General features: G+C 68.2%; 12 protein-coding genes. 8 read left to right on the top strand and 4 right to left on the bottom strand.

Translation table 11 applies throughout. The features are described 5' to 3' along the window. Positions 1-19: 19 nt before the first annotated feature. The 3 genes from BG90_RS05945 to BG90_RS05955 form a co-directional block, all read right to left on the bottom strand. On the bottom strand, positions 20-832 hold the full coding sequence (locus BG90_RS05945; RefSeq protein ID WP_045568089.1) for a PhaM family polyhydroxyalkanoate granule multifunctional regulatory protein: 813 nt from the start codon (positions 830-832) through the stop codon (positions 20-22). An 85-nt stretch (positions 833-917) separates the two neighbouring features. Next, positions 918-1,745 carry an enoyl-CoA hydratase/isomerase family protein gene (locus BG90_RS05950; protein WP_010101285.1) on the bottom strand — a complete coding sequence of 276 codons (828 nt, stop codon included), beginning with the start codon at positions 1,743-1,745 and terminating at the stop codon, positions 918-920. A gap of 183 nt (positions 1,746-1,928) precedes the next feature. Beyond that, a complete protein-coding gene (locus BG90_RS05955; protein ID WP_010113635.1) occupies positions 1,929-2,921 on the bottom strand; it encodes a fumarylacetoacetate hydrolase family protein in 993 nt (330 codons plus the stop codon). Between the two features lie 117 nt (positions 2,922-3,038). On the opposite strand from BG90_RS05955, the gene BG90_RS05960 reads away from it, so the two are divergent. The 5 genes from BG90_RS05960 to metH all read left to right on the top strand — a co-directional run bounded on the left by BG90_RS05960 (position 3,039) and on the right by metH (position 9,761). Beyond that, entirely contained in the window at positions 3,039-3,893 is an 855-nt protein-coding gene (locus BG90_RS05960; RefSeq protein WP_010101281.1) for an IclR family transcriptional regulator, read from the top strand. A gap of 75 nt (positions 3,894-3,968) precedes the next feature. After that, positions 3,969-5,279 (top strand): DUF3108 domain-containing protein, encoded by a 1,311-nt coding sequence (locus BG90_RS05965; RefSeq protein ID WP_045568288.1) that lies wholly within the window; start codon positions 3,969-3,971, stop codon positions 5,277-5,279. Positions 5,280-5,463: 184 nt separating this feature from the next. Next, positions 5,464-5,721 (top strand): BTH_I0359 family protein, encoded by a 258-nt coding sequence (locus BG90_RS05970; protein WP_009893251.1) that lies wholly within the window; start codon positions 5,464-5,466, stop codon positions 5,719-5,721. Between the two features lie 193 nt (positions 5,722-5,914). Continuing rightward, positions 5,915-6,994: a homocysteine S-methyltransferase family protein gene (locus BG90_RS05975; protein ID WP_010113631.1), complete on the top strand. Its 1,080-nt coding sequence runs from the start codon at positions 5,915-5,917 to the stop codon at positions 6,992-6,994. Positions 6,995-7,043: 49 nt separating this feature from the next. Next, complete coding sequence (metH, locus tag BG90_RS05980) at positions 7,044-9,761, top strand: methionine synthase (protein ID WP_010101271.1); 2,718 nt, start codon at positions 7,044-7,046, stop codon at positions 9,759-9,761. Positions 9,762-9,970: 209 nt separating this feature from the next. Here the strand turns inward: metH and BG90_RS05985 are convergent, their stop codons facing one another. Next, positions 9,971-10,294, bottom strand: coding sequence for a DUF1840 domain-containing protein (locus tag BG90_RS05985; RefSeq protein ID WP_010101270.1), 324 nt, complete (start codon positions 10,292-10,294; stop codon positions 9,971-9,973). A gap of 203 nt (positions 10,295-10,497) precedes the next feature. Here BG90_RS05985 and argS point away from each other — a divergent pair, with 203 nt between their 5' ends. The 3 genes from argS to dsbA all read left to right on the top strand — a co-directional run bounded on the left by argS (position 10,498) and on the right by dsbA (position 13,894). After that, positions 10,498-12,282, top strand: a complete 1,785-nt coding sequence (gene argS, locus BG90_RS05990; RefSeq protein ID WP_010101269.1) for an arginine--tRNA ligase — start codon at positions 10,498-10,500, stop codon at positions 12,280-12,282. A gap of 78 nt (positions 12,283-12,360) precedes the next feature. Further along, the gene (locus BG90_RS05995; RefSeq protein ID WP_025989618.1) at positions 12,361-13,203 is read left to right on the top strand and encodes an SPOR domain-containing protein; all 843 of its coding nucleotides are present in this window, start codon (positions 12,361-12,363) and stop codon (positions 13,201-13,203) included. Positions 13,204-13,255: 52 nt separating this feature from the next. After that, on the top strand, positions 13,256-13,894 hold the full coding sequence (gene dsbA, locus BG90_RS06000) for a thiol:disulfide interchange protein DsbA (RefSeq protein WP_010101267.1): 639 nt from the start codon (positions 13,256-13,258) through the stop codon (positions 13,892-13,894). Positions 13,895-13,910: the final 16 nt, after the last annotated feature.

Raw genomic sequence — 13,910 nt, forward strand, 5'->3', positions numbered from 1 at the left:
CTCATCGGCGGCGCGCGCATCACGGGCTGCGCTTCGCCGTCCTCTTCGCGGCGGCGGGCTTCGCGGCGTCGGCCGCGCCCGCCGCGCTCGATGCGCGCTCGGCCGCCGAACCGCTCGCGCGCGGCGAAGCCGCACGGCGCGTGGCCGGCTTCTTCGCGGCGGACGGCTTCGCCGCCGCCTCGTCGCCCGGCGCGTCCGCGCCGGCAGGCGGCGTCATGCCCGGCTGCGTCATCGCGAAGCGCGCGAGCTGGTCGAACTGCGATTGCAGCAGATTCCACCAGCCCGCCGGATCGAATGCGTCGGCACCCGGCGCCGCTTGCGGCGGCTCGGTGCCGCTGGCGTCGGCTGCCGCGCCCGCCCCTGCGCTCGCGGACCCGCCGGCGCGCGCATCGGCTTCGCGTGATGCTGCCGACGCGGTCGACGCGGCGGAAGAGGATTCACTGTGCGCCGAGTCGTCGGACGACAGCGCGGCTTCCGCCGCGGCCATCGACGTCTGCGCGAACGCGCCGAACGCGCGCAGCGTCGCGAGCGTCGCGCGCTGCACCTCGAGCGCCTGGATCGCGGACTGCAGCATGCCGAGGTTGAGCTTCAGCCACTGCTCGACCGCGCGCAGATCGGTGATCCGCTTGTCGAGCTCCTCGACGCTCGCGAGCGGCGCCATCAGGTCCGACATCGCCGACAGCGACGGCGGCAGCCCTTGCGACGTGCCGGGAATCACGCCCATCCCGCCGAACGGCGTAAGACGCATCATGTCCCACATCTTGTCGAGGAAGCCGGCGGGCTGAAAGCCGCCGAAGCCGGAAAACGGATTGGAGCCGTTGGTGTCGGTCATCGTCGATTCCTTCGAAACGAATCAAGCGGGTCACGGGGAAACGCCGCGCGGCGGCGTCCATGGTCGATCATAGCGCGCGCCGCGCTCACGACGGCGCGTCGCCCGTGAAATCCGGCGTGCGGCGCTCGCGCAGCGAGCGAATCCCTTCGCGCACGTCCGGCCCGGAAAAACCCATGAATTCGAGCGCGAGCGACGCGTCGAACGTCGGCCCCGCGAGCCGCAGCCAGTTGTTGAGCGCGTACTTGGTCCAGCGGATCGCGCTTTGCGAGCCGTGCGCGAGCCGCTCGGCGACTTCGTACGCCTTCGGCAGCAGATCGTGATCGTCGACCGCGAGCGACACGAGCCCGATGCGCTCGGCTTCGTCGCCGCTCACGGGCTCGCAGAGCAGCAGGTGGTATTTCGCCTTCGCCATCCCGCACAGGAGCGGCCAGACGATCGCCGCGTGATCGCCCGCGGCGACGCCGAGGCGCGTGTGGCCGTCGATGATCCGCGCGCTCTTCGCGGCGATCGACACGTCGGCGAGCAGCCCCGCGACGAGCCCCGCGCCGACGGCGGGCCCGTGCATCGCCGACACGATCGGCTTGCCGCAGTTGATCACGTTGTAGACGAGATCGCGCGCCTCGCGCCAGACGCGCTCGCGCACCGCGTGGTCGTCGGCCATCCGCTCGACGAGCGCGAGATCGCCGCCCGCCGAGAAGCCCTTGCCTTCGCCGCGGATCACGGCGACGCGCGTGTGCGGATCGCGATCGACGTCGCGCCAGATGTCGGCGAGCTCGCGATGCATCGCTTCGCTCGCGACCGCGAGGCCGCTGCGGTTCGCGCCTTCGCCGCTCATCACGATGTCGAGGATGCCGTGCGGCTGGCGTCGGATGCGCAGCGCTTCGTAGCCGGCATAGAGGGCGAGATCGGGCATGCTGGACCTTCCTTCGATTGGGGGTTGGCGGTCGGGAGGCTTTCCGGCTTTCGATTCAGTGTAGCGAAGCCCGTTCCTGCGGGCATCGGGCGAAACCCGGCGCGTGCAGCGAAGGCCGGCGCATGCGCCGCAAGGCCGGGAGGCGCTTCGGGCGCGGCGCGGACGCGGCCGTCGTTCCGGGCGTCAAGCCGCGCCGTCCAACGGCGCCACCGCCTGCTCGATCGCCCCGAAGATCGACTTGCCCGCTTCGTCGAACATCTCGATCTTCACCTTGTCGCCGTAGCGCATGAACTCGGTCTGCGGCGCGCCGTGCTCGATCGTCTCGATGCAGCGCTTCTCGGCGATGCAGCAGTAGCCGCGCTTCGCATCCTTGTTCGACACCGTGCCCGAGCCGACGATCGAGCCCGCGCGCACGTTGCGCGTCTTCGCCGCGTGCGCGATCAGCTGCCCGAAGTGAAACACCATGTCGACGCCCGCGTCCGGCTGGCCGACCTTCCTGCCGTTCCAGTGGACGATCATCGGGCGGTGCACGCGGCCGCCGCGCCAGTGCTCGCCGAGCTCGTCCGGCGTCACGGCGACCGGCGCGAACGCGGACGCCGGCTTGCTCTGGAAGAAGCCGAAGCCCTTCGCGAGCTCGGCGGGAATCAGGTTGCGCAGCGACACGTCGTTGACGAGCGTGACGAGCCGCACGGCCTTCAGCGCGTCGTCGGGCGCCGCGCCCATCGGCACGTCGGCCGTGATCACCGCGACTTCCGCCTCGAAATCGATGCCCCACTCCTCCGACGCGCAGACGATGTCGTCGCGCGGCCCGAGGAAGTCATCGCTGCCGCCCTGGTAGATCAGCGGATCGGTCCAGAACTCCGGCGGCATCTCGGCGCCGCGCGCGCGGCGCACGAGCTCGACGTGGTTCACGTAAGCGGAGCCGTCCGCCCATTGGAACGCGCGCGGCAGCGGCGCCATGCAGTCGGCGGGCTCGAACGGGAACGCATTGCGCGCGCGGCTCTGGTTCAGCGCGTCGTACAGGTCGCGCAGCTGCGGCGCGTAGAACGCCCAGTCGTCGAGCACGCGCTGCAGCGTCGGCGCGATCGCGTCGGCGATCGCCGCCGTGTGCAGGTCGCGGGATACGACGATCAGCTGGCCGTCGCGCGTGCCGTCCTTGAGCGAAGCGAGTTTCATAGGGAAGTGAGCCGTTGTAGTGACGATGGAAGGAATCTATTTTACGATGGTGAATCCGCTCGGCGGCGCGCGCCGCAGGCCGCGCGCACGTTCCGTTCTCTTTCTTCCCGCCACGCCGTGAACAAATCCGCTTCAAACGCTCCCGACGACGATCTCGCCGACGACCACGACACCGCCGAGGAAAAGGTCCGCTCGGGCATCCAGTCGATCGAAGTCGGCTTTCGCCTCCTCGACGTGCTGACGAGCGAGCCGCGCGCGATGATGCTGCGCGACCTCGCGCAGCGCGCGGAGATGAGCCCGGCGAAGGCGCACCGCTATCTCGTGAGCTTCCAGCGGCTCGGGCTCGTCTCGCAGGATCCGGTGTCGGGCCGCTATGAGCTCGGCGGCTTCGCGCTGCAGATGGGCTTGGCGCGCCTTGCGCGCGTCGACGGCGTGAAGCTCGCGCGGATCGCGCTCACCGCGCTGCGCGATCAGCTCGACCAGACGGTCGGCATCGCGGTTTGGGGCAACCAGGGGCCGACGATCGTCCACTGGATGGAGTCGAGCCATCCGGCGAAGGCGTCGCTCAAGCTCGGCGACGTGATGCCGCTCCTCGGCTCGGCGACGGGCCTCGTGTTCGCCGCGTATCTGCCGCGCAGCAAGACGGCCGCGATGATCGAGCGCGAACTCGCCGACACGCGGCGCGCGACGCATTACACCGGGCCGCGCACGCTCGCCGAAGTCGATGCCGCGCTCGCCGACGTGCGCGCGCATCGCGCGGCGCGCGTCGAAGGGATGCTGCTGCCGACGATCAACGCGTTCGGCATGCCGGTGTTCGATGCGGTCGGCGATCTCGCGCTCGCGATCATCGCGCTCGGCCACGAAGGCGCATTCGACCTCCGCTGGGACGGGGAGATCGACGTCGCGCTGCGCGCATGCGCACGAAAGCTGTCGTACGAGCTTGGGTATAGTGAAGGGGCGCGCGACGCCTGACGGGCGCCGCCGCATCCCGGCCGCGCGACTCGCGCGCTCCGTTTCGTCGCCGTTCGAGATGTTCGCCCGCCCTTGATGCCGCCGTCGTCCGCCGTTTCGCCGAATCCGCGCATCGCCCCGCACCGCGTGCGGCGCGCGGCGTTCGCCTTCGCGCTCGTGCTCGCGCTGCACTGGCTCGCCGCGCTGTGGCTCGTGCGCTTTCGCGAGCCGTTCAAGCCGGTCGAGCCCGAGAACGTGCCGGTTCAGGTCGAATTGCTCAAGCCGCAGCAGATCGAGCGCGCGCCGGCGCCGGCCAAGCCCGCCGCCGCTCGTCCGCGGGCCGCGCAAAAGCGCGCGACGCCCGCTCCCGCGCCGCGCGCCCGCGCGCCGCATCGTTCGGAGCCCGTATTGAGCGCCGTCGAGTCTCCCGTCGAATCGCCCGCCGCGGCATCCGCGGCCGAGCCCGCGAGCACCGCGACGGCCGGCGCGGCGACCGGCGCATCGGGCAGCGCGGCGAGCGCCGCGTCGGGCGCCGGCGCGACCGCGCAGCCCGGTGCAGCATCGAAGGGCGAAGCGTCGCCCGGCGTGAAGTTCGCGCTGCCGCCGTCGGGCGAGCTGCAATACGACACGTTCTACAACGGCATGCAAAACATGCCGGGCACGATCCGCTGGCAGACCGACGGCCGCAGCTATTCGCTGTACGTGTCGATGCCGATGCCGTTCGTCGGCCCGTACACGTACGAGAGCCGCGGCCGCGTCGATGCGTTCGGCATCGCGCCCGAGCGCTACGTCGAGACGCGCGGCAGGCGGCCGCCCGACTTCGCGATCTTCAATCGCGAGACGAAGCAAATCGTGTTCACGAGCACGCCGAATTCGGTCGCGCTGCCCGACGGCGCGCAGGATCGCTTCAGCATGCTGATGCAGCTCGCGGGCCTCGTCGGCGGCGATCCCGATGCGTATCGACCCGGCGTCACGCGCGAATTCTTCGTCGTCGATCGCGACAGCGGCGAGACCTGGCCGATCACGACGATCGGCGACGAGACGATCTCGACGAGCGCGGGCTCGCTCGATGCCAGACATTTCATGCGCCTGCCGCGCCGCGCGGGCGACACGCGCCGCATCGACATCTGGCTCGCGCCGTCGCTCGACTGGCTGCCCGTGCGAATGGTTCAGACGGAACCGAACGGCTCGCAGATCGAACTGCTCCTGCATCGCCGCACGAACGCGCGCGGCGCGGCGAGCGAAAGCGCGGACACAAGCGCGAACGCACATGCGGACTCGAGCGCGAACGCGGGCGCCGCACCGGCATCGGCATCCGGCGCGCCGCTCGGCGCGGACAATTCGGTAAATTCGACCGAGGCTACGCCGGCCATTTCGCCGGCTGTTCACGAGCAGCAACAACCTTGACAATCTTTGACACCAAGTTTCGTCCACGGGTGGAGAATCAGAAACGTTTTAAGGTCATCGGCATCCAACCGATACGCCCAGTGTAAAAACGACCGGCGTGCAGCGCCAACCCCTTGAAACCGGCTCGGTCTGCCCCACTTACGGGGCAACGAGGCCGAAAGCCATAGCAAAGAGGAGTGCCGCCATGCAAATGATCTACAACAGCCCCAACTACTGCGTCGTCGAATTTCCGCCGCAGGACGGCCATCACGCGATGAACTCCGGTGGCTACGAAATCGTCGACAAGAACGCGCAGCGCGAAATCTTCATCGACGGCGAACTCGCCGCGCGCTTTCGCGAGCACGTGAAGCAGTTGATCCAGGCCGAGCCGTCGCTCGACGAGGTCGACGAATTCCTCGGACAGTTCGATAGCCTGATGACGCAGCCCGTCGTCCTCCACTGACGTCGCGCGGCCGCGGCCGCTCGCCGGACCCGCGAGTCCGCCGAAGCGCCGCCGCCCGACGCGATCCGGCGCACTCCAACCCGCCCCCGCCCGGCTTGCCGCGCGGGGGCTTTGTTTTGCCCGCGAGCGGGCGCCTCACGTACGACGGAAGCAACGGCTACAATGACGGCTTTCCGATTGCCGGTAATCCGCCATGTCCGAGCCCACGCCGATCGCGTCTTCCGCCCAATCCGCCGCCCTTGCCGCGTCGTATACGCGCGGCGCCGAGCTGCCGCAGCTGCTCCAGAAGCGCATCCTGATCCTCGACGGCGCGATGGGCACGATGATCCAGCGCTACAAGCTCGACGAAGCCGCGTATCGCGGCGAGCGCTTCAAGGATTTTCCGCGCGACGTGAAGGGCAACAACGAGCTGCTGTCGATCACGCAGCCGCAGATCATCCGCGAGATCCACGATCAGTACTTCGCCGCGGGCGCGGACATCGTCGAAACGAACACGTTCGGCGCGACGTCCGTCGCGCAGGCCGACTACGGGATGGAAGACCTCGTCGTCGAGATGAACGCCGAATCGGCGAAGCTCGCGCGCGAATCGGCCGCCAAATACGCGACGCCGGCCAAGCCGCGCTTCGTCGCGGGCGCGATCGGGCCGACGCCGAAGACGGCCAGCATCTCGCCCGACGTCAACGATCCGGGCGCGCGCAACATCACGTTCGACGAGCTGCGCGACGCGTACTACGTGCAGGCGAAGGCGCTCCTCGACGGCGGCGTCGACCTGTTCCTCGTCGAGACGATCTTCGACACGCTGAACGCGAAGGCCGCGCTGTTCGCGCTCGATCAACTGTTCGACGACACCGGCGAATGCCTGCCGATCATGGTCTCGGGCACCGTCACCGACGCGTCCGGCCGCATCCTGTCCGGCCAGACCGTCGAAGCGTTCTGGAATTCGCTGCGCCATGCGAAGCCGCTCACGTTCGGCCTGAACTGCGCGTTGGGCGCGGCGCTGATGCGCCCGTACATCGCCGAGCTCGCGAAGCTGTGCGACACCTACGTGTCGTGCTACCCGAACGCGGGCCTGCCGAACCCGATGAGCGAGACCGGCTTCGACGAGACGCCCGACGTCACGTCCGGCCTCCTCAAGGAATTCGCGCAGGCGGGCCTCGTGAACATCGCGGGCGGCTGCTGCGGCACGACGCCCGAACACATCGCGGCGATCGCGAAAGCGCTCGCCGAAGTCAGGCCGCGCCGCTGGCCGAACCAGTACAGCGAAGCCGCCTGACGCACGCACGAGCCGCCGCCTCCCCACTCCAACCCGAATACGCACCGCCATGACCGACCATACGATGCGCCTAGCCGGCCTCGAGCCGTTCAACGTCACGTCCGGGACACTCTTCATCAACGTCGGCGAACGCACCAACGTCACCGGCTCGAAGGCGTTCGCGCGGATGATCCTCAACGGCCAGTTCGACGAGGCGCTCGCCGTCGCGCGCCAGCAGGTCGAGAACGGCGCGCAGGTGATCGACGTCAACATGGACGAGGCGATGCTCGATTCCAAGGCGGCGATGGTGCGCTTCATGAACCTGATCGCGTCGGAGCCGGACATCGCGCGCGTGCCGATCATGATCGACTCGTCGAAGTGGGACGTGATCGAGGCGGGCCTGAAGTGCGTGCAGGGCAAGGCGATCGTCAATTCGATCTCGCTGAAGGAAGGCGAGGAGCAGTTCCGCCATCACGCGCGCCTCATCCGCCGCTACGGCGCCGCGGCCGTCGTGATGGCGTTCGACGAGCAGGGCCAGGCCGATACGTACGAGCGCAAGACCGAGATCTGCAAGCGCTCGTATGACTTTCTCGTGAACGAAGTCGGCTTCCCGCCGGAAGACATCATCTTCGATCCGAACATCTTCGCGGTCGCGACGGGCATCGAGGAGCACAACAACTACGCGGTCGACTTCATCGAGGCGACCCGCTGGATCAAGCGGAACCTGCCGTACGCGAAGGTGAGCGGCGGCGTGTCGAACGTGTCGTTCTCGTTCCGCGGCAACGATCCGGTGCGCGAGGCGATCCACACCGTGTTCCTCTACCACGCGATCCAGGCGGGCATGGACATGGGCATCGTCAACGCGGGCCAGCTCGGCGTGTACGCCGACCTCGACGCCGAGCTGCGCGAGCGCGTCGAGGACGTGATCCTGAACCGCCGCGCGGATTCGACCGACCGCCTGCTCGAGATCGCCGACAAGTTCAAGACGGGCGCGGCGAAGAAGGAAGAGAACCTCGAGTGGCGCAACCAGCCGGTCGAGAAGCGCCTCGCGCACGCGCTCGTGCACGGCATCACGAACTTCATCGTCGAGGACACCGAGGAAGCGCGCGCGAAGATCGCCGCGGCCGGCGGTCGCCCGATCAACGTGATCGAAGGCCCGCTGATGGACGGCATGAACGTCGTCGGCGATCTGTTCGGCCAGGGCAAGATGTTCCTGCCGCAGGTCGTGAAGTCGGCGCGCGTGATGAAGCAGGCCGTCGCGCACCTGATCCCGTTCATCGAGGAAGAGAAGCGCCTGCTCGCCGAAGCGGGCGGCGACGTGCGCGCGAAGGGCAAGATCGTCATCGCGACCGTGAAGGGCGACGTGCACGACATCGGCAAGAACATCGTGTCGGTCGTGCTCCAGTGCAACAACTTCGAAGTGGTCAACATGGGCGTGATGGTCCCGTGCAACGAGATCCTCGCGAAGGCGAAGGTCGAGGGCGCGGACATCATCGGGCTGTCGGGCCTCATCACGCCGAGCCTCGAGGAAATGGCGTACGTCGCGTCCGAAATGCAGCGCGACGACTACTTCCGCGTGAAGAAGATTCCGCTGCTGATCGGCGGCGCGACGACGTCGCGCGTGCACACGGCCGTGAAGATCGCGCCGAACTACGAAGGCCCCGTCGTCTATGTGCCGGACGCGTCGCGCTCGGTGTCGGTCGCGTCGAGCCTCCTGTCCGACGAAGGCGCGACGAAGTACCTCGACGAGCTGAAATCCGATTACGAACGCATCCGCCACCAGCACGCGAACAAGAAGGCGCTGCCGCTCGTCACGCTCGAGGCGGCGCGTGCGAACAAGACGAAGATCGACTGGGCGCGCTACACGCCCGTCAAGCCGAAGTTCATCGGCCGGCGCGTGTTCAAGAACTACGACCTGAACGAGCTCGCGAACTACATCGACTGGGGCCCGTTCTTCCAGACCTGGGATCTCGCCGGCCCGTACCCGGCGATCCTGAACGACGAGATCGTCGGCGAATCGGCGCGGCGCGTGTTCTCCGACGCGAAATCGATGCTCGCGCGCCTGATCCAGGGCCGCTGGCTGACCGCGAACGGCGTGATCGCGCTCTTGCCCGCCAACACGGTGGGCGACGACGACATCGAGATCTACAAGGACGACACGCGCTCGGAAGTGCTGCTCACGTGGCGCAACCTGCGCCAGCAGAGCGTGCGCCCGGTGGTGGACGGCGTGATGCGGCCGAACCGCTCGCTCGCCGACTTCATCGCGCCGAAGGATTCGGGCGTCGCCGACTACATCGGGATGTTCGCGGTGACGGCCGGGATCGGCGTCGACGCGAAGGAAAAGCAATATGAGGCGGATCACGATGACTACAGCGCGATCATGCTGAAGGCGCTCGCGGACCGCTTCGCGGAAGCGTTCGCCGAGGCGATGCACGCGCGCGTGCGCCGCGAGCTGTGGGGCTACGCAGCGGGCGAGCAGCTCGACAACGACGCGCTGATCGCCGAGCAGTACGCGGGCGTCCGCCCCGCGCCCGGCTATCCGGCGTGCCCCGATCACCTTGTGAAGCGCGCAATGTTCGAAGCGCTTCATACAGACGAAATCGGGATGAGCATCACCGATTCGCTCGCGATGCTGCCTGCCGCGAGCGTGTCGGGCTTCTATCTCGCGCATCCGGACAGCACGTACTTCTCGGTCGGCAAGATCGGCCAGGACCAGCTCGAGGATTACGCGCGCCGGATGGCGCTGTCGAAGGCGGACGCGGAGCGCGCGCTCGCGCCGCTGCTCTGACGGCCGCTACGGCCGCCGTGCGCGGTGGCGAGTCGCGGGGGCGGCGGCGGGAGAACCGCAGCCGCGGCAATCCGCTTCCGCCGGCGGCGCGCGCATGCGTCGTCGCGCCGCCGATGGGCGGTCGGCCGCGCCGCCCGTCGCGGCCCCCAAAACGCAAAAAGCCCGCACGAGGCGGGCTTTCCGGGCGGCCGAGGGCCGGCGAACGGCGCTCAGAAGCCCCAGTGGATGTCGGCGTTCTGCGCCTTCGCTTCACGCAGCATCACGAGGAACGGCGCGACGCGTTGCGCGAGGCTCGGCGCGACTTCGTGGTGCGGATGATCGGGTTCGTCTTCATGGAAGTGGCCCGCGTGCTCGGCCCGCGCCTGCTTGGCCTGGCTGACGGCGCCTTCGAGCTTCGCGATCGCGTCGTCGAGCTCGTCGGACGTGATCACGCCGCGCTCGCCGAGCTGCTTGCCGACGACGCCGAGCACGTAGACTGCGAAATCCTTCAGCACATCCAGATCTTGTGCCGCCTTGCTTTTGAACGTAATCATGACAACTCCCTTTTCATCCTGTCGTGCTCGCCGTACGTCCGCGACGGACGCCCGGCCGGCGCGCTGAACAAACGTCGGGGGCGCTTGGCACCTTAGCGGCATATTAGCACCTGTTAAAATTCAGCGATCCCTGAAACGCGCGCCGTGCGGCGCGACGGCGGCCCGGCCCGGCGGGACCGCCGCCAACGATATCTTCGACCAGCATGCTGCCTGCTCAAAAACATACTCTTGAAACCCTGCTCGAAAACAGCGTGAAGCAGGTCGTCCAGGCGTCGAAAGGCGACGCCGACGCCGCATTCGTCCTCCCCGCGATCGCCCTCGAGCGCCCGAAGGTCGCCGCGCACGGCGACGTCGCGTGCAATGTCGCGCTGCAGCTCGCGAAGCCGCTCGGCGCGAACCCGCGCCAGCTCGCCGAGCGAATCGTCGCCGCGCTGACCGCGCAGCCCGAAGCGGCGGGCCTCGTCGATGCGGCCGAGATCGCCGGCCCCGGCTTCATCAACCTGCGCTTGACGCCCGCGTCGAAGCAGGCGGTGATCGGCGCGGTGTTCGCCGAGGGCCGCGCGTTCGGCGCGTCGAGCCGCGACCACGGCAAGCGCGTGCTGCTCGAATTCGTGTCCGCGAACCCGACGGGCCCGCTGCACGTCGGCCACGGCCGCCAGGCGGCGCTCGGCGACGCGCTCGCGAACGTGCTCGCGAGCCAGGGCTACGCGGTGCACCGCGAGTTCTACTACAACGACGCGGGCGTGCAGATCGGCAATCTCGCGATCTCGACGCAGGCGCGCGCCCGGGGCCTGAAGCCGGGCGACGCGGGCTGGCCCGAGGCCGCGTACAACGGCGAATACATCGCCGACATCGCGCGCGACTACCTGAACGGCGAGACCGTCGCCGCGAGCGACGGCCAGCCGGTGACGGGCAAGCGCGACGTCGAGGATCTCGAAGCGATCCGCAAGTTCGCGGTCACGTACCTGCGCCGCGAACAGGACATGGACCTGAAGGCGTTCGGCGTGAAGTTCGACCAGTATTATCTGGAGTCGTCGCTCTACACGGAAGGCCGCGTCGAGAAAACGGTCGACGCGCTGATCGAGGCCGGCATGACCTACGAGCAGGAAGGCGCGCTGTGGCTGCGCACGACCGACGAGGGCGACGACAAGGATCGCGTGATGCGCAAGACGGACGGCACGTACACGTACTTCGTGCCGGACGTCGCGTATCACGTGACGAAGTGGGAGCGCGGCTTCACGAAGGTCATCAACATCCAGGGCTCCGATCACCACGGCACGATCGCGCGCGTGCGCGCGGGGCTGCAGGGGCTGCACATCGGGATTCCGAAGGGCTATCCCGACTACGTGCTGCACAAGATGGTGACGGTCATGCGCGACGGCCAGGAAGTCAAGATCTCGAAGCGCGCGGGCAGCTACGTGACGGTGCGCGACCTGATCGAATGGTCGGGCGGCGCGACGCCGGGTTCGGAGGCGTCGCCCGACCTGCTCGACGAGGCGACGATCACGCGCGGCCGCGACGCGGTGCGTTTCTTCCTGATTTCCCGCAAGGCGGACACCGAATTCGTGTTCGACATCGATCTCGCGCTGAAACAGAACGACGAAAACCCGGTCTATTACGTGCAGTACGCGCATGCGCGGATCTGCTCGGTGCTCAACGAATGGAAATCGCGCTACGGCGCGACCGACGCGCTCTTCGCGAACGCGGACCTGTCGCCGCTCGACAGCAAGCAGGCGATGGCGCTGATGCAGAAGCTCGCCGAGTACCCGGACGTGCTCGCGCACGCGGCGAGCGAGCTCGCGCCGCACGCGGTCGCGTTCTACCTGCGCGACCTCGCGAGCGAGTTTCACTCGTTCTACAATGCGGAGCGCGTTCTCGTCGACGAAGAAGCGTTGCGCACCGCGCGCGTCGCGCTCCTCGCGGCGACGCGCCAGGTGCTCGAGAACGGTCTCGCGATGCTGGGCGTGTCCGCGCCCAGCAAGATGTAAAGCCGAGGCCGTCGGCCAAGCGCCGCGGTGCAGCGCGCCGCGGCTGTTTCACGAAATTTTTCGCAGGTGACTCAAGCAATGGCAAAACCACGCCGCACGTCGAAGCAATCGAAACAAGCCGGAGGAACATTTCTTGGTATCGTGCTGGGCCTCATCGTCGGCCTGGCCATCGCGGTAGTGGTGGCGCTCTATATCACCCGCGCGCCGTCGCCGTTCGTGTCGAAGGTCGCGCCGCCCGCCGACAACAACGCGAGCCAGCCGCAGCAGTTCGACCCGAACCGCGCGCTGCAGGGCAAGACGCCCGGCCAGCCGGTCACGCCGCAGGCCGCGCAGCCCGCGCCACCGAACACGGCGCCCGGCCAGGCAGCGAACCCGAGCCAGCCGCCGCTGCTGCCCGAGCCGCAGATCGTCGAGGTGCCGTCGTCGAATAACGGCAACGGCTCGTCGAGCGCGTCGAACAATGCCGCGGACAATGGCGTCGCCGTCGCGCCGAAGCCCGCCGACATCACGCCGCCGCCCGCGAAGAAGCCGCAGACGGCCGCGAACGGCAGCTCGGCGCCGCACGTCGCGAACAACAACACGTCGGCGGGCGCCGCGACGCCGCCGAAGACCGCGCAGGCGCCGAAGGGCGCGTCGTCGGCGACGACGGCCGCCGCGAAGCCGGCGCCGGGCGCCGACGCGAACACCGGCTACTTCCTGCAGGTGGGCGCGTACAAGACCGAGTCGGACGCCGAGCAGCAGCGCGCGCGCCTGGGCTTCCAGGGCTTCGAGTCGAAGGTGTCGAAGCGCGACGTGAGCGGCGTCACCTACTTCCGCGTGCGGATCGGGCCGTTCTCGAAATTCGAGGACATGAACTCCGCGCGTCAGCGGTTGTCCGATGCGGGAGTCGATACCGCCGTGATCCGCTTTACGAAGCAGTAAGCTGCGCCGTCGCCCGGCATCGTTACCCACGCAACCGATTGAACGTTCGAACATGAAAAAACTGCTTAGCACGCTGTTCCTGTCCCTGAGCCTCGTCGCGGGTTTCGCGCAGGCGTCGCCCGCCGCGCCCGTGACCGGCAAGGACTTCGAAGTGATGAAGTCGCCGCAGCCGGTGTCCGCGCCGGCCGGCAAGGTCGAGGTGATCGAGTTCTTCTGGTACGGCTGCCCGCACTGCTACGAGTTCGAGCCGACGGTCGAAGCGTGGGTGAAGAAGCAAGGCGACAAGATCGCGTTCAAGCGCGTGCCGGTCGCGTTCCGCGACGACTTCATCCCGCACTCGAAGCTGTTCTATGCGCTGTCGGCGCTCGGCATCTCCGAAAAGGTCACGCCCGCCGTGTTCAACGCGATCCACAAGGAGAAGAACTATCTGCTGACGCCGCAGGCGCAGGCCGACTTCCTCGCGACGCAAGGCGTCGACAAGAAGAAGTTCCTCGATGCGTACAACTCGTTCAGCGTGCAGAGCCAGGTGAAGCAATCGGCCGAGCTGCTGAAGAGCTACAACATCGACGGCGTGCCGACGATCGTCGTCCAGGGCAAGTACAAGACGGGCCCGGCGTACACGAACAGCCTGGAAGGCACCGCGCAAGTGCTCGACTACCTCGTCAAGCAAGTGCAGGACAAGAAGCTGTAACGCCCCGCCCCGCGCC

Source organism: Burkholderia oklahomensis C6786, assembly GCF_000959365.1.
Classification (GTDB): domain Bacteria; phylum Pseudomonadota; class Gammaproteobacteria; order Burkholderiales; family Burkholderiaceae; genus Burkholderia; species Burkholderia oklahomensis.